At 74.8% G+C, this 16083-nt stretch carries 13 protein-coding genes and 1 riboswitch; of the genes, 3 read left to right on the forward strand and 10 right to left on the reverse strand.

What is annotated here, in order from left to right; genetic code table 11:
* Positions 1-330: 330 nt before the first annotated feature.
* The 10 genes from cobC to AB0E24_RS19555 all read right to left on the reverse strand — a co-directional run bounded on the left by cobC (position 331) and on the right by AB0E24_RS19555 (position 11944).
* The gene (gene cobC, locus AB0E24_RS19510) at positions 331-1365 is read right to left on the reverse strand and encodes an Rv2231c family histidinol phosphate aminotransferase CobC (protein ID WP_435865300.1); all 1035 of its coding nucleotides are present in this window, start codon (positions 1363-1365) and stop codon (positions 331-333) included.
* A gap of 220 nt (positions 1366-1585) precedes the next feature.
* Positions 1586-2422 (reverse strand): sirohydrochlorin chelatase, encoded by an 837-nt coding sequence (locus AB0E24_RS19515; RefSeq protein WP_102934230.1) that lies wholly within the window; start codon positions 2420-2422, stop codon positions 1586-1588.
* A gap of 68 nt (positions 2423-2490) precedes the next feature.
* Positions 2491-2991: a cobalamin biosynthesis protein gene (locus AB0E24_RS19520; RefSeq protein WP_093706932.1), complete on the reverse strand. Its 501-nt coding sequence runs from the start codon at positions 2989-2991 to the stop codon at positions 2491-2493.
* Positions 2992-3010: 19 nt separating this feature from the next.
* A complete protein-coding gene (locus tag AB0E24_RS19525) occupies positions 3011-4462 on the reverse strand; it encodes a cobyrinic acid a,c-diamide synthase CobB (protein ID WP_079257176.1) in 1452 nt (483 codons plus the stop codon).
* Complete coding sequence (cobO, locus tag AB0E24_RS19530) at positions 4456-5052, reverse strand: cob(I)yrinic acid a,c-diamide adenosyltransferase (RefSeq protein ID WP_037949564.1); 597 nt, start codon at positions 5050-5052, stop codon at positions 4456-4458. The genes AB0E24_RS19525 and cobO overlap by 7 nt, the downstream gene beginning before the upstream one ends.
* Positions 5052-7202 (reverse strand): putative cobaltochelatase, encoded by a 2151-nt coding sequence (locus AB0E24_RS19535; RefSeq protein WP_102934227.1) that lies wholly within the window; start codon positions 7200-7202, stop codon positions 5052-5054. The genes cobO and AB0E24_RS19535 overlap by 1 nt, the downstream gene beginning before the upstream one ends.
* 64 nt (positions 7203-7266) lie before the next feature.
* Positions 7267-8910, reverse strand: a complete 1644-nt coding sequence (locus AB0E24_RS19540; protein ID WP_359378454.1) for a cobyric acid synthase — start codon at positions 8908-8910, stop codon at positions 7267-7269.
* Positions 8907-9890: a cobalamin biosynthesis protein gene (locus AB0E24_RS19545; RefSeq protein ID WP_359378456.1), complete on the reverse strand. Its 984-nt coding sequence runs from the start codon at positions 9888-9890 to the stop codon at positions 8907-8909. The genes AB0E24_RS19540 and AB0E24_RS19545 overlap by 4 nt, the downstream gene beginning before the upstream one ends.
* A gap of 149 nt (positions 9891-10039) precedes the next feature.
* A riboswitch (cobalamin riboswitch) is annotated at positions 10040-10257 on the reverse strand.
* 141 nt (positions 10258-10398) lie between these two features.
* Positions 10399-10650 carry a hypothetical protein gene (locus tag AB0E24_RS19550; RefSeq protein WP_069869905.1) on the reverse strand — a complete coding sequence of 84 codons (252 nt, stop codon included), beginning with the start codon at positions 10648-10650 and terminating at the stop codon, positions 10399-10401.
* Positions 10651-10663: 13 nt separating this feature from the next.
* A complete protein-coding gene (locus AB0E24_RS19555; protein WP_359378459.1) occupies positions 10664-11944 on the reverse strand; it encodes an inorganic phosphate transporter in 1281 nt (426 codons plus the stop codon).
* 348 nt (positions 11945-12292) lie between these two features.
* On the opposite strand from AB0E24_RS19555, the gene AB0E24_RS19560 reads away from it, so the two are divergent.
* From AB0E24_RS19560 to AB0E24_RS19570, 3 genes are all read left to right on the forward strand, one after another.
* Positions 12293-12979, forward strand: a complete 687-nt coding sequence (locus AB0E24_RS19560) for a class II aldolase/adducin family protein (protein WP_359378460.1) — start codon at positions 12293-12295, stop codon at positions 12977-12979.
* A 90-nt stretch (positions 12980-13069) separates the two neighbouring features.
* The gene (locus tag AB0E24_RS19565) at positions 13070-14197 is read left to right on the forward strand and encodes an alpha/beta hydrolase (protein WP_099013344.1); all 1128 of its coding nucleotides are present in this window, start codon (positions 13070-13072) and stop codon (positions 14195-14197) included.
* Positions 14198-14407: 210 nt separating this feature from the next.
* Positions 14408-15814: a hypothetical protein gene (locus AB0E24_RS19570; protein ID WP_069869902.1), complete on the forward strand. Its 1407-nt coding sequence runs from the start codon at positions 14408-14410 to the stop codon at positions 15812-15814.
* Positions 15815-16083 lie beyond the last annotated feature (269 nt).

The raw sequence follows: 16083 nt of genomic DNA on the forward strand, positions 1-16083 counted from the left end.
CCCGGGTGTCTGGGTCGGGCGGTTGGCGCGGACGCTTGGGCCGGGTGTGTGGGTTGGTCGTGTGGGCCGGGCGCCCGGGTATGACGCCTGGCTCGGAGGTCCGGGTCTGACGTCTGATGCCTGACGGTTGGCCCGGACGCCTGAACCTGGCGCCTTACGGCTGGCGCTCGGCCAGCCGGACCCGGTGTCCGTACCGCGCGGTACGGACACCGGGCTCGGGGCACGGGGGCACGGGGGGCACGGGCAAGCCGTGGATGACCGCGTGCCGCCCCGCGCGGCGCGCGGTCAGGCTGTTGTTACGGTCAGTTGGTGCCCCCCCCATTGGCACGGTCAGTCGGCCGACTCCGCGACGGCCTTTGCCAGGGCGATCACGAAACGGTCCGTCGTGGCGGGGTCGCGGACGGCGAGCCGGAGCCAGTCCGGGCCGAGGCCCGGAAAGGTGTCACCACGGCGGACGGCGAAGCCCAGCTCCCGCAGCCGGGTGCGGATCGCCGCCGCGCCCGGCAGCCGGATCAGCAGAAAGGACCCGGCCGCCGGACCGCACACTCGCACCTCCGCCAACTCGGCCAGCCGGTCGGCCAGATGGGCCCGGTCGGCGGCCATACGGTCGGCGGCGTTTGCGGCCTCGGCGAGGGCGGACGGGGTGCAGCATGCCTCGGCCGCGACCAGGGCCGGGCTGGACACCGGCCACAGCGGCTGGACCCGCTCCAGCGCCGTGACGGTGTCCGGCTCGGCCAGTACGTAGCCGATCCGCAGCCCCGCCAGACCCCAGGTCTTGGTGAGGCTGCGCAGCACCACAAGCCCCGGCACATCGGTGCGGCCCGCCAGCGATTCGCGCTCGCCGGGGACGGCGTCCATGAACGCCTCGTCCACCACCAGCGTCCGCCCCGGCCGGGCGAGTTCGGCCAGGGCGTCGGCCGGGTGCAGTACGGATGTGGGGTTGGTGGGGTTGCCGATCACCACCAGATCGGCGTCCTCGGGCACCGCACCCGGGGTCAGCCGGAAGCCGTCCCGCTCATCGAGGACCACGCGCTCCACGGTGTGCCCCGCGTCCCGCAGCGCCGACTCCGGTTCGGTGAACTGCGGATGGACCACCACCGGGCGGCGGGTCGGCAGCGCGCGGGCGAGCAGGACGAACGCCTCTGCGGCGCCCGCCGTCAGCAGCACCCGTCCGGCCGGAAGCCCATGGCGCGCGGCGACCGCCTCCCGCGCCGCCCGCCCGTCCGGGTAGGCGGCCAGCCCGTTGAGGGACGCGGCGATCCGGGCCTTGAGCCACTCCGGAGGCGTACCGGCCCGGACATTGACCGCGAGGTCCGTCAGCGCGGCATCGGCACCCCGCACCTCCGCGTCCCCGTGATGCCGCAGATCGAACCCGGCGGATCCGGAGGACCCGGCGGACGCGGCGGACGCGGCGGACCCGGCTGACCCGGAAGACCCGGTGGACCGGGCTGACCCGGAAGGCCCGGCGGATTCGGCGGACCCGGAGGCCGGGGCCGACCCGGCGGATCCGCCATCGGCGGACCCGGCGGCGGACCCACTCGCACTCGCGGCCCCACTCGCACTCGCGGACACGCCCGCCAATGAATCAGCGGACATCGGCGTGGGCGTCGGGATGCGCGAAGGCATGGGCCTCATCGGCGCAGCCGCCGCGCCCGGCGGTGTCGGCCACCTCCTCATAGCGGTCCATGACGAGGTCGGCCAACTCCTTCGCCGGGCCGATGACATCGGCCGGGACCACCTCGACCTCGGGGTGGGCGAGCCCCCAGCCCTCCGCCTGCTGCCGCACCCGCTCCAGGGCGCCGCCCGCGAACAGGAAGTACGGCAGCACCACGACCCGGCGCGCCCCCAGCCTGGCGCAGCGGTCCAGGCCCGATGCCACATCCGGTGCGGCGAGCGAGGCGAAGGCCACCTCGACGCCCGCGAAGCCACGGCCCTCCCACATCAGCCGGGCCGCGCGGTGCACCTCGGCGTTGGCGGCGGGGAGCGGCGAACCGTCGCCCACCAGCAGCACGGTGGTCTCCGCGCGGTCCGAGGGCAGCCGGGGCCGATTGCCCAGCGCCTCGTCGAGCCGCCGCTCCAGCACGCTCAGCAGCGTGGGGTGCGGGCCGAGCGGCCGGGCGGAGGTGAACGAGGCGTCGGCGTGGCGCTCCGCCTCCTGCGCCAGCGCGGCGGCCACGCCGTCTCTGGGGGGAGCCGCCGGGATCAGCGTCATCGGGACGACCGCGAAGCGGCTCACCCCTTCCCCGACGAGTCGGGTGACCGCATCGGACAGCGGGTGGTCGCCCGGTCCGGTGAGGCCACCCGCCACGGGCAGATCCGGGTGGCGTATGGCCAACTCCTCTACGAATGCGTGGAAGGCGGCGGCATGCCTTTCGTCTCGCGTGCCGATGCCTGCGACGAGCAGGGCGGGCGGGGTCGTCACGAGGTCTCCTTGTACAGGTGATGCGGGGGTCACGGTCGGCAGAGGGCGGGCTGTTCCGCCCCGAGACGTTACTGACCTGCGTCGAGGCGGTCCACGGCAGGTCTTCGCTGCCCGCTCTGCCCGGATTTGACCGCCGCCGGACGGCGAGCGACGGCGCAGGTGGCCCTTCCGGGGCGGCCGTGCGGTGTGGATTTCCGCTTGGCGACGAGCAGTTCGCCACCCGGACCGGCGGCCAGCAGTGCGGCCGCCTCGGCGACCCCGGCCGTGCCCACGGCGGTGAGCGGCGCCGCGGACGGGTTCGGCACCTCCACCGCGGCCAGCGCCTCCGCGGGGTATCCGCACAGCGGCACTCCGAGCCGCTCGGCCGCCGTCAGCAACCCGGGCTCCCCGGTCTTGGCCTCGACTGTGGCCAACTCGGCCACGCCATGCGGTGAGAGGCCCGCCTCGGCCAGGGTCGCCTCGACCAGGCCGAGCACCTCGCCGACGGACACCCCCCGGCTCGCCCCGACTCCGATGACGAGTGGCGACCCGGGCAGGGGACATATCGCGCCCCGGCCGATGACCTCCACGTCAGCTCACCGCCTCGGCTCAACCGGCAGGGGGCACACATCTGTCGACGAACCGGGCCGCCGCCCCCGGGATCGAGGCCCAGTGCACATGCAGATAGGAGGCATGCACATCTCCCTGTGCGAACCCTTCGGTACGGCGCTCCGGGTGGACGAGACCCCAGGCGGGCTCCGGCCCCGCTCCGGGCACGATGGTGGTGCGGTGGAACTCATGGCCGTGCACCCGTGTCCCCGCGGCGGCGAGTGAGGTGTCGGAGACGGCCACGGCCTCACGGTAGCCCAGCGTCAGACGTTCCGACATCCGTGCCTCGGCGGCCAGCACCCCGCACATCGGCTCCCCGTCCAGCGAACGCGCCAGATAGAGCAGTCCGGCACATTCGGCGGCGATGGGCGCGCCGGACGCGGAGAGCCCGGCGACGGCGGCGCGCAGCGGCTCGTTCGCGGACAGCTCGGGGGCGTAGACCTCCGGGAAACCACCGCCGATCACCAGACCGCCGGTGCCTTCCGGGAGGCGCTCGTCCCGCAGCGGATCGAAGGGGACGACCCGCGCCCCGGCCGCCGTGAGCAGCTCGGTGTGCTCCGCGTACGAGAAGGTGAACGCGGCCCCGCCCGCCACGGCCACCACCGGCCGCGCCGCCTGCCCGGCCCGGCCCCCGGCAGCGGGGGCGGTGCGGATCGCCCGGTGCGCCTCCTCCTCCGGATCCCAGGCCCGCTCGGACAGGGGCGGTGCGCTGCGGGCCAGCGCCAGCAGCCCGTCGAGATCGCAGCCCTCCCGCACCCGGGCCGCCAGCGCGGTCACCGAATCGACCGCCTCCGCATGGCGCTCGGCCACCGGCACCAGACCCAGATGGCGGCTCGGGGCCCGCACCGCCCGTGTCCGGCGCAGCGCGCCGAACACCGGCACCCCGCACCCCTCCAGCGCCTCGTGCAGCATCGCCTCGTGACGGTCCGAACCGACCTTGTTGAGGATCACCCCCGCTACCCGCACCTCGGGATCCCAGGACGCGAAGCCATGCACCAGCGCGGCCACCGACCGCGATTGCGAGGAGGCGTCCACGACCAGCACCACCGGCGCCCGCAGCAGCTTGGCCACATGCGCCGTCGAGGCCAGCTCGCCCTGCCCGGCCGCCCCGTCGAACAGCCCCATCACCCCTTCGACCAGGGCCAGATCGCAGCCCGCCGCCCCATGCAGGAACAGCGGGGCGATCCGCTCCGGACCGCATAGATACGCGTCCAGATTCCGGCCCGGGCGCGCGCCCCCGGCCCGGGACCGGCCCCCCGAGGAGGCGGCCGAAGAGGCCGCCGAGGAGATGGCGAGCGCGTGATAGCCAGGGTCGATGTAGTCCGGGCCGACCTTGTGCGGTGACACATCCAGACCGCGCTCCGCGAACGCGGCCATCAGCCCCGCGGTGACCGTCGTCTTCCCGCTGCCGGAGGCGGGCGCCGCGATCACCAGGCGCGGAACACTCACCACTCGATGCCTCGCTGGCCCTTCTGACCGGCGTCCATCGGATGCTTGACCTTCGACATGTCGGTGACCAGGTCGGCGAAGTCCAGCAGCTGCGCCGGTGCGTTACGCCCCGTGATGACGACGTGCTGTGTCCCGGGCCGGTCCCGCAGCACCGCCACCACCTCGTCGGGGTCCACCCAGCCCCAGTGCATCGGATACGCGAACTCGTCCAGCACATAGAGCCGGTATGTCTCCGCCGCCAGATCGCGCTTGACCTGCTCCCAGCCCTCGCGTGCGGCCTCCTCGCTGGAAGCCATGTCGCGCTGGACCCACGACCAGCCCTCGCCCATCTTGTGCCATGCGACGGTCCCCCCTTCGCCCGAGTCGCCGAGGACGCGCAGCGCACGCTCCTCACCGACCCGCCATTTCGCGGACTTTACAAATTGGAATACACCGACCGGCCAGTTTTGGTTCCATGCCCGCAGCGCCAGCCCGAACGCCGCGGTCGACTTGCCCTTGCCCTGACCGGTGTGGACGAGCACCAGCGGACGGTTGCGGCGCTGGCGGGTGGTCAGCCCGTCGTCGGGGACGACGGTCGGTTGTCCTTGCGGCATCAGGCGGCCCTCCGAGGGTTCGATACGTTTCGTACATCGCGTACCAGCGCCGTCACGCTGTCCGCGCGCAGCTCGTCGAGGGTCACCCGAGTGCCCCGCAGTTCGCCGGCGAGCGCGCCCGCCAGCCCCAGCCGCACCGGCCCCGACTCGCAGTCCACGACCACCGAGGCGACCCCGTCGCCCGCGAGCATCCGCGCCGCGCGCCCGGCCCGCTCGACCGGCGCGGGCCCGCCGGACCGCCTCGCCTCCGTGGCCCGCCCGTCGGTCACCACGACCAGCAGCGGACGGCGCGCGGGGTCCCGCAGCCGCTCCACCCGCAGCACCTCCCGGGCCTTCAACAGCCCGGCCGCAAGCGGCGTACGGCCGCCCGTCGGCAGCCGCTCCAGCCGCACGGCGGCCGCGTCCACCGACGAGGTGGGCGGCAGCGCGAGTTCGGCGTCCGCGCCCCGGAAGGTGATCAGCCCGACCTTGTCCCGCCGCTGGTAGGCGTCCAGCAGCAGCGACAGCACCGCGCCCTTGATCGCGCTCATCCGCTTCCGCGCGGCCATCGAGCCCGACGCGTCCACCACGAACAGCACGAGATTGCCCTCCCGGCCCTCGCGCACCGCCTCGCGCAGATCGTCCCGGCGCACCAGCAGCCCGGGTCCACTCCGCCCGCGTGTCCGCTGATGGGGGGCGGCCGCCCGGACGGTCGCGGTCAGATGCAGCGCGGAGAGCGTTCCCCGCGGGCGGCGGGCCCCGGTGGTGCGGCCGTGCGCGCTGCGGGCGCGCGAACGGCGGCCTGCCGCGCCCTCGCCCAGACCGGGGACGTCCAGGCGCCGGGTGCGGAACGGTTCGGCGGCGCCCACGGCCGCCCGCTCACCTCCGGCTCCGCCGGTACCGCCGTCCCCTTCGCCCGGGTCGGCCGCCCCGCCGTCGCGGTCGGCCCGGGCCGATCCGTCCTCGCGTTCGGCCGCCTCGTGTTCACCCCCGCGCTGGTCGGGAACGGACGGCTCGGGAGCGGTGGGCGGCGTCTGCTCCCGTGCCCCGTCGCCCGCGCCCTCCTGGGGCCCGCCCCCGGTGTCGTCGGGGCCGTCCGAGCCGTCCGGCCCGTCGCCGGGGCCCTCGGGGCCCGGGTCCGGATCCGGCTCCGGGTCGTCCTCCTCGAACCGCCGCAGGATCTCGTCGAGTTTGTCCTCGTCGAGCCCCGGCGCGTCGAACGGAGCCCGCCGCCTGCGGTGGGGGAGCGACAGCAGCGCCGCCCCCCGTACGTCCTCGGTCCGGACGTCGGTGCGCCCCGCCCAGGCGGCCAGCGCGGTCGCCGTACGGGCCGTCACGATGTCCGCGCGCATCCCGTCCACCTCGAACCCGGCGCACACCGCGGCGATCTGCCGCAGCGCGCGGTCGCCGAGACCCACCCGGGGCAGCAGGGCGCGCGCCGCCGCGATGCGCTCCCTCAGGGCCTCCTCGTCCGCCGCCCAGCGCGCCGCGAACCCCTCGGGGTCCTCGTCGTACGCGAGTCGCCGCCGCACCACCTCGACCCGCTCCCCGGTGTCCCGGGACGCGGCGACCTCCACCGTGAGGCCGAAGCGGTCCAGCAACTGGGGCCGCAGCTCGCCCTCTTCCGGGTTCATGGTGCCCACCAGGAGGAAGCGCGCGGCATGCCGTACGGACACCCCCTCGCGCTCCACGTAGGAGGCGCCCATGGCGGCCGCGTCGAGCAGCAGGTCGATCAGATGGTCGTGGAGGAGGTTGACCTCGTCGACGTAGAGCACACCGCGGTGGGCGTCCGCGAGCAGTCCGGGCTCGAACGCCTTGACCCCGTCCGACAGCGCCCGCTCGATGTCGAGGGCGCCGACCAGCCGGTCCTCGGAGGCGCCCACGGGCAGTTCGACCATCCGCGCGGGGCGCGCCTCGCCGGTGCCCGGCTCATGCGGACCATCCGGGCAGGACGGGTCGGGCGCGGCCGGATCGCAGGAGAACCGGCACCCGGCCACCACGTCCACCTCGGGCAGCAGCGCGGCGATCGCTCTTACGGCGGTGCTCTTGGCCGTGCCCTTCTCGCCGCGCACCAGGACGCCGCCCACGGCGGGTGAGACGGCGTTGAGGAGCAGGGCGAGCCGAAGGCCGTCCATGCCGACGATCGCGCTGAAGGGGTAGGTGGTGGTCACGCGGCGGTACCTCCTGGGGTGCGTTGGCGTCGCTGTCCGGTCTCGGTGTCGGGGGCGTCGTCCATCACGACGTCCCCCTTGGTGCCCCCGGAGGGACGAACGGCAGCCCCTCCGGGACGCCGCCCTCGATGAGCCGCAGCAGCGCGTCCGTGTCGGCGTGCTCCTCGATCAGGTCGCCGAGGCGGTCGAGCTGCTCCTCGCGCAGCTCGCCGAAGCGGGTGTCCGGTGCCGGTACGAACGCCCGGCCCGCCGCGTCCGCCACCCGCCGCAGGAACGCCCGCCGGAAGCCGTCGCTCTCCAATGAGCCGTGCCAGTGGGTGCCCCACACCGAACCCACCCGGCAGCCGTCCAGGAAGGGCTCCTCGGCCCCGTCGAGCGGCTCGGCGACCCCGTGGTGGATCTCGTAGCCCTCCACCCGCTCACCGAGCGCCTCGCCCACCGGCCGGGCCAGGGTCTTCTCCGCCGCGAACCGCACCCGCACCGGCAGCAGCCCGAGCCCGGCGACCGTCCCGGCCCTCGACTCGACCTCGTCCTCGATGCGCTCCCCGAGCATCTGGAAACCGCCGCAGACGCCCAGCACCGGGCGGCCCTCGGCGGCCCGCCGGGCGATCGCGCCGGCGAGCCCGCGCTCACGCAGCCACTCCAGCGCCCTTACGGTGCCCCGGGTGCCCGGCAGCACCACCAGATCGGCGTCGGCCAGCTCCTCGGGCCGGTCCACGAACCGCACGACCACGCCCGGTTCGGCCGCCAGCGCGTCCACGTCCGTGAAGTTGGACATCAGCGGCACGGCGGCCACCGCGATCCGCAGCACGTCCGCACCGTAAGGGGGTGCCACGACGCTCTCCCGCACCGTGCCGCGCAGCGAGACCCGCAGCCCGTCCTCCTCGTCGATCCCCAGCCCGTGGGCGAACGGCAGCACACCGACGGTCGGGCGCCCGGTGAGGTCGCGCAGCATCTCCAGACCTGGCTCCAGAAGGCTCACATCGCCGCGGAACTTGTTCACCAGATAGGCGGCCACATGCCGCTGGTCCGCCGCCGACATCAGGGCGGTCGTGCCGAAGAAGGACGCGAAGACGCCACCGCGGTCGATGTCCCCGACCACCACGACCGGAAGCCCCGCGGCCCGCGCGAGCCCCATGTTGACGATGTCGGTACGGCGCAGATTGATCTCGGCCGGGCTGCCCGCGCCCTCGCAGATCACGGCGTCATGGGTGCGCCGCAGCTCCTCCAGGCACTCCGTGACGGTCCCCAGCAGCGCCTCACGCCCCTTGGCCGCCTCACCGGGGGAGACCGCGCCCGACGGCGGCCGTACGGCGGGCCCCGGCCGCGCCGGGGTCCCCGGCCGACCGAAGTACCCGCGCGCGCTCAGCTCGCCCACCGGCTTGCCCAGCAGCACCACCTGGCTGCTGCGGTCGCTGCCCGGCTTCAGCAGGACCGGATTCATCAGCGCGCTCGGCTCCACGCGAGCGGCGGCGGCCTGCATGGCCTGCGCCCGCCCGATCTCCGCCCCCTCCCGGGTGACGAAGGAGTTGAGCGACATGTTCTGCGCCTTGAAGGGCGCCACGCTGACGCCCTTACGGGCGAGCCACCGGCAGATCCCGGCCGTCACCACGCTCTTGCCCGCGTCGGAGGTCGTGCCCGCGACGAGCAGCCCCCCGCCCCGCGACCCCGAACCGTCCGTGCCGCCCTTACCGCGTATCCCGCTCATCCACCGCCCCTTCCAGCGGCCAGGGGCCGCCCCGTCAACGCCCTCAGGACCGGCCGGGCCGCCACGGACACCCCGAGCGCCAGGACGCCGACGCGCCGCGACAGCCGTATCGCCCGCTCGATGTCGGCCGCCGCCACCGGCCGCCCGCCGGAGTTGAGCACCGGCCGGTGCTCGACCCGGCCGCCGTACGCGAGGGTGCCGCCCAGCCGTACGCCGAGCGCGCCCGCGAAGGACGCCTCCACAGGGCCCGCGTTGGGGCTCGGATGGCGCCGGCCGTCGTGCCGCCAGGCGCGCCACGCACCGCGCGGATCGGGGCCCGCCAGCGTCGCCAGGGCCGCCGTAAGGCGCGCACCGGGCCATCCGGCCACATCGTCCAGACGGGCCGCCGCCCAGCCGAACCGCCGGTAGCGCGGCGACTTGTGGCCCACCATGGCGTCCAGGGTGTTGACGGCGCGGAAGCCGATGAGCCCCGGCACCCCGCCCACGGCGCCCCACACCAGGGCGCCCACGACGGCGTCGGAGGTGTTCTCGGCGACCGATTCGACAACCGCGCGGGCGATCCGCGGCCCGTCCAGCGCCTGCGGATCGCGGCCGCACAGATGCGGCAGCCGCTCCCGGGCGGCCTCGAGGTCCCCGGCGGCCAGCGCGTCGCCGACGGCCCGTGCCTCACGGCCCAGCGTCGTACCGCCGAGCACGGCCCAGGTGGCGGCGGCGGTCAGCGCGACCTCCGCGCCACGGCGCCCGCCGAGGGCCCGTACGGCGCGGGTCAGCAGCGCGGCACCGGCGGCCGCGCCGCCCGCGCACAGCGCGGTGTGCAGGGCCCCGTAGCCGCGGTGGTCACGCCACAGCCGGCGCTCGGCGGCCGCGGCGGCGCGCCCGAACGCGGCCACCGGATGGCCGCGGCGCGGATCGCCCGTGGCGAGGTCGCCGAGGAAGCCGAGGGCCGCGCCGCACGCGAACGAGGCGTGGTCGGCAGGCATCCCTCAGGCCGCCGTCACGCCTCGGCGCGGCGGAACGCGAACAGAGGTGCCGACAGAGGTACGGGGGGAGCCGGAGCGGGCAGCGGAGGCTGGCGGCGTGGCGGTGCCGGGCATGGCGGTATGTCCTCACTCAGGGTCCTCGCCCTGGTTCGACGTGACCGGCGGTGAGAGTCTCCTGGCTCCCGGATCCGCGGCCCTCCCGGTCTTCCAGCCCCACGTACGCGACGAACCGTACGGACGAGCCGTGACCCCATACAGGCGATGGGAGGCCGCTCCCCGGTGACAGTGGCGGGACCGCGCCGGATTCTCACCGGCTTCCTCTCCTGCCGCCGTTTGGCTCGGGAAGTCCACCATGGGCCGCGAATGGCCGTCAACTCGCATATGACCCATGACGCCCGAGTGTGCCGAGCCCCACAGACGACGGTCGCTCACAGGACGGCCGCCGGACGGTCGGCGCTGGTCAGCGCCGCCATCCGGCGGCCGGTGGGGCAATGGGGACGCGGGGTCCTCAGGCGACGATCAGATAGATGCCGTACGCCACGACCGCGGCGCACACCGCGAAACAGGCGTACGCGCCGGTGCGCGCGAGCGCGGACCCGCCGCCGGCCGCGCCGGAGGGCACGGCGGCCGTGCCGCCCTGCTCCGGCGCCGCCTTACGGGACGTGCCGACGATGCCCAGGGTGAAGACGCCCACCATGCCGACCGTCACCGCGAGGCTGACGCCGAAGACCTGGCCGAGTGCCGCCCAGTCGATGTTCATGTTTCCTGGCTCCTTAGCGGGTGGTGCTGCTCGCGGCGGCGGGGGTGGGGGTCTGCTCGGGCGCGCTCTCAGGGGTGCCGCTCACGGCGGCGGTCTCCGCGGCGTCCTCGGGGGCGGAAGCCGCCGTACCCGCGGGCGGCGGGGCCACGGACCGCAGGGCGGCCGTGACGGCGCCCACCGGCTCCTGGGGGGCGACCTCGTTGACGTTGGTGTGGTCCACGGGCTTGCGGCGCGACAGCGCCCAGATCGCCCCGCAGGCCAGGATCGCGAGCACGGCCACCGCCGCGACCCCCGCGTTCCCCTGGTCGGCCAGCAGCGCGGCGCCACCCGCCACCAGACCCGCGGCGGGCAGGGTCAGCACCCAGGCGACCACCATGCGGCCCGCGGTCGACCAGCGCACCACCGCGCCCTTACGGCCGACACCCGCGCCCATGACGGCGCCGGAGCAGACCTGGGTGGTGGACAGCGCGAAGCCGATGTGGGAGGAGGCGAGGATGACCGTCGCGGCGCCGGTCTGGGCGGCGAAGCCCTGCGGCGGCTGGATGTCGGTGATGCCCTTGCCCATGGTGCGGATGATCCGCCAGCCGCCCAGGTAGGTGCCGAGCGCGATGGCAAGACCCGCCGAGACGATGACCCACAGCGGCGGGTCGGAGTCGGGCGCCACCACGTTCCCGGTGACCAGCGCCAGGGTGATCACGCCCATCGTCTTCTGGGCGTCGTTGGTGCCGTGGGCGAGGGAGACCAGGGCCGCCGAGGCGATCTGCCCCGCGCGGTAGCCCTTCGCGGTGTCCTCCGGTGAGCGGCCGCTGCCGAGCCGGTAGGTGAGCCGCGTGGCGACCATGGTGGCGATGCCGGCCACGATCGGGGCGGCGACGGCGGGGATCAGGACCTTCATGACGATCGCGTCGCCGTTGACCCCGTCCAGGCCGACGGAGACCAGGGTGGCGCCGATCAGGCCGCCGAACAGGGCGTGCGAGGAACTGGAGGGGAGCCCGGCGAGCCAGGTCACCAGGTTCCACAGGATCGCGCCGACCAGCCCCGCGAAGATCACTTCTGGTCGGATACCGGCGCCCTCGTCGATGATCCCGCCGGAGATGGTCTTGGCCACCTCCACGGACAGGAACGCGCCGACGAGGTTGAGGACCGCTGACATCGCCACCGCCACCCTGGGACCGAGTGCTCCCGTGGAGATGGTGGTGGCCATGGCGTTAGCCGTGTCGTGGAAGCCGTTCGTGAAGTCGAACACCAAGGCCGTGACGATCACGATCCCGATGAGAAGCGTGATGTGTTCCATACACCCGGTCAATCAGTTCGAAGGTCGTTAGTGGCACGGTGAACGTAAGGAAACAGGGTGAACAGGAGATGAACTGAGCAGGGCATCAGGGTGACGTGGTTGCGGAATAGCCACGGCACTGTGAATTCCAGCCTACGTTCCCATGTCATACGGGAGTTGAGCCGAGGTCGAGGACCGCCGGAGGGGGCCTCCGGAAACGGCCCCGCGAACGCCTGCCGTTCACCCTCGTCCACCGGACCCGCACGGGTGTCCACGAGGCGCGGTCGTAGACGGTGCCAGCGCCCGTTCCGGTCCCGCCTCGGCGCGGCCGCCGGCCGCCTGGCAGGATCGCCTCGGAGGTGAGGGCAGGTGACCCAGTCGCGATCCCCGCGGCAGCCGCAGCCGCGGCTGACCCACCCCCTGCGCCAGGCATGGACGCAGGTGGTGAGAACGGCCCGCAGAACCACCGCAGACGGCCTCGTCGTCGGCACCTCGGGCAATGTCTCGGCCCGGGTCGGGGACACCGTCCTGGTGACCCCGAGCGGAGTCCCCTACGACCGGCTCGGCCCACGGGACGCCGTCGCCGTCGACCTCGACGGACAGCAGGTCCTCGGCGCGCTCAAGCCCACCAGCGAGCTGCCCATGCACCTCGCGATCTACCGGGAGACCGACGCCGAGGCGGTGGTCCACACCCACGCCGTGCACGCCACGGCCGTCTCCACCCTCGTGGACGAGCTCCCCGCGATCCACTACATGACCGCCGCCCTCGGCGGACCGGTCCGCGTCGCGGCCTACGCGCTCTACGGATCGGACGAACTGGCCGACGCCATGCTCGAGGCGCTCCGCGACCGCAGCGGCTGCCTGCTGCGCAACCACGGCACCATCGTCCACGGCGCCACCCTGGACCAGGCGTACGACCGCACCGCCCAGCTCGAATGGATGTGCCAGGTCTGGCTCACCGCGGCCTCCGTCCCCGGCCGCACACCGTCCCTGATCCCGCCGGACGAGATGCGGCGCGCCGCGGAGAAGCTGAGCGGCTACGGCCAGCCGGGCTGAGCCCGCCCGGCGCGCGGGCCCCGGCCGGGCGGTCACCCGGCCGGGTACGCCCGCTGGCCGGGGGCTGCCTCCCCGCCCACACTGGGAGGGATGCGCCTGCGTACAACGGCGGTCGCGGCCGCCACCACCCTGCTGAGTGTCGGCGTGGCCGCGGTGGCGGCCGGACGGTACGCCACCGACGCTGCGCTGAAACCGGCCTCGCACCGGCCGCTGCCGAACGAGCCCCCGCTGACCGTCCACGCGACCGCCGCCGGCCAGATCACCCTCACCCGCTCGCTCGCCTCGCTGCGCCCCGGCACCTACGGCCTCACCGGCCGCTCCTGCCACGCCGTCGTCGGCCCCGTCGTCGAGGACGCCCCGCACGCCGCCGACTGCGTCGTCCGCCGCCTGGAGCGGGTCACATACGGCGACCTCAACCCCGGCACCCGGGTGCGGCTGACCCCGCAGGTGCACATCGGCGATCCGCGGGACGCGCTCGGCATCGACCACACCGACGTCCACGTGCCCGGCGAACTCGGCCCGCTGCCCGCCTGGTTCATCCCCGGTGAACGCTCCACATGGGTGATCACCACCCATGGCCTGGGCACCACCCGTGAGCACCCTATGGTCGTCATGCCCTTCCTGAGGCAGCTGCGGGTGCCGGTGCTCGACCTCGCCTACCGCGGGGACCCCGGCGCCCCCCGCCCCGAGGACGGCATATCCCATCTCGGCGACACCGAGTGGCGCGACCTGGACGCCGCCGTCCGGTACGCGGTGGCCTACGGGGCGACCGGAGTCGTGCTGCACGGCTGGTCCATCGGCGCCTCGATGGCCCTCCACACCGCCGCGAACTCCGCGCTGCGGCACCGCGTCGTCGGCCTCGTCCTGGACTCCCCGGTGCTCGACTGGCGGGCCACCCTGCGCGCCCTGGCGGCGGCCCGTGGCATCCCCGCGCCGCTGCTTCCGCTCGCCCTGCGCGCCGCCGAGGGACGCACCGGACTCCACGACAGCAGACTGCCGGAAGTGGCCGATCCGGAGCGGCTGTCCGTGCCCACACTCCTCGCGCACGGCCCCGACGACACCCTCGCGCCCTGGCACGTCTCGCGTGAACTCGTTGGCCGCCGACGCGATCTGGTGACCCTTCACACGGTCCGGCAGGCACCGCACGCGGCCATGTGGAACGCGGACCCCAAGGGGTACGAGGAGGCGCTGCGGCGCTTCCTGATACCGCTGCTGTAGCGGCCGTAAGGCGATCGCGGAAGCGCGTGCGAGACGGCGCGGGAAGCGCTCGCGGGGCGGCGGCGGACATGTCCTCGAGATGGCGCGAACCATTCGCGGCGACCGCCGGACGGGTGCCGATTGGGCTTTCGGGCCGTCAACGGCGAGACTGCTTCCGTGACGTCCCGTACTCCGCGCGACTCCCGGCTCCGACTCGTCCGAAACCGGCCGATGGCCACCGCCCGCCGGCCCGCGGTGAACCGCGGCTCAAGACCGGCGCCCCGCCCGCCGGAGGGCACACCGCCCCCGGCCGAGCTGGCCCGGCAGGCCAGGGCGGGGCTCACGGGGGCCGTGGCGGTCGCCCATTGGGCCGCGGCAGAACACGGCGATCCTGGCGCGCTGTCCGACGAGGCCGCCGCCCGCGCCGCGGCGGCGCTCGGGCTGAGCGAGCGGGAGGTGCGGACCGACTGGGACCGCGCCCGCCTCATCGGCCTCATCGAGCACCACGCGGGCACCACCCGCCCCGGCTGGCGGCTTCAGGCGTGGGACCGGGACGACAGCGCGGTGCTGCGCGGCTGGGTCGCCCTCCTCGACGCGTGGTCCCTGGCCTGCCCCGCCCCGGCCACGGCCGAGCCGACGGCGGTCGCGGAGGTCGTCGAGGCCGTACCGCAGCTGCTCTCCCTGTTGCAGCTCTCCGCCGGCACCGTGCAGATCTCCGCCCTGCTGGACATGCTCCGGCAGCGGGTCGCCGAGCTGCGCACCGAGCGGTGCGAGGTCCCCCAGGGGGCCACGGAGGGCCGGGAGCCCACCGAGGGCGCCGGGAGTTCCGCGCCTGCCGATGCCGCCGGGGACGCCGCCACGCTAGAGGGGCTGCTGGACTGGGCCCTGGACGCCCTCTCGTCCGTCGGGGCGCTCACGGTGCGGGAAGAGCCCCGGGACGGGCTGAACGGGCCGGAGAACGCCGCTGACGACGCCAAGGGCGACCGCCGGGAGGCCGTGCTGACCGCGCTCGGCAACTGGGCGGTGTGGGTCAAGCTGGAGCAGATCTGCGTCGCCGCCCAGAGCCCGGCCGGGAACATCGAGCAGCCCGCCGCCGACATGCTGCGCGGCTGCGCCGGCCTGACCCCGGGCCCCGCCCGCGCCGAGTACCGGGCCTGGCTGGCCGCCCGCCCCGTCGGCAGCGCCGTCACCGAGCTCATCGACGCGGCGCGCGGCGACGACGCGCTGCTGCGCGGGCTCGCCTTCGAGGCGCTGCGCGTCGTCGGGGCGCCCGCCGAGCCCGCGGTACGGGCCGTCGTCGGCGAATCGTGTCTGCGGCCGTACGCGCTTCTGTGGCTCGCCGAACACGAGGGCGCCGACCCGGACGAGGCGCTGGACGCGCTCACCCGCGAGGAGGCCACCTGGCTGTGGGTGGACACCGCCGCGGCCATCTCCGACCACGGGGAGAGCCCGCTGCTCGTCCGCCACCTGGAGTCCGCCGTCCAGGGCACCGTGCCCGCGCTGCTGGAGGAGGTACGGGCCGTGGGGCACCCCCGCACCGTGCAGGTCCTGGTGGCGCTGGCCGCCGCCCACCCCGATCCCGCCCTGGCCAAGGCGGTGCGCCGGGCGGCCTTCCAGGTGCACACGGGCGGGGCCTGACGGGGGAGCGGCCGCGGACGGAGCGGGGAGCGGCCGCCGTGGGGGACCACGGGAAGGCAGGCCGGGGGAGACCACGGGGAAGGCCGTAAGGGCGCGGCGAAGGCCGTAAGGCCGCGGGGGAGGCGGGGGAAAGCCGGGGGAAGCCGGGGGAAAAACGACTTGCCCGCCCCGCTAAACTAACCGCATGGCAATTCTCCTCGTGCATTAGACGGCGTCGGCCGCCCTCAGTCCGTCCCGTCCGTCGTCCATCCTGCCCAGGAGCAATTCCC

Source organism: Streptomyces malaysiensis subsp. malaysiensis, from assembly GCF_040653035.1.
GTDB lineage: Bacteria > Actinomycetota > Actinomycetes > Streptomycetales > Streptomycetaceae > Streptomyces > Streptomyces malaysiensis.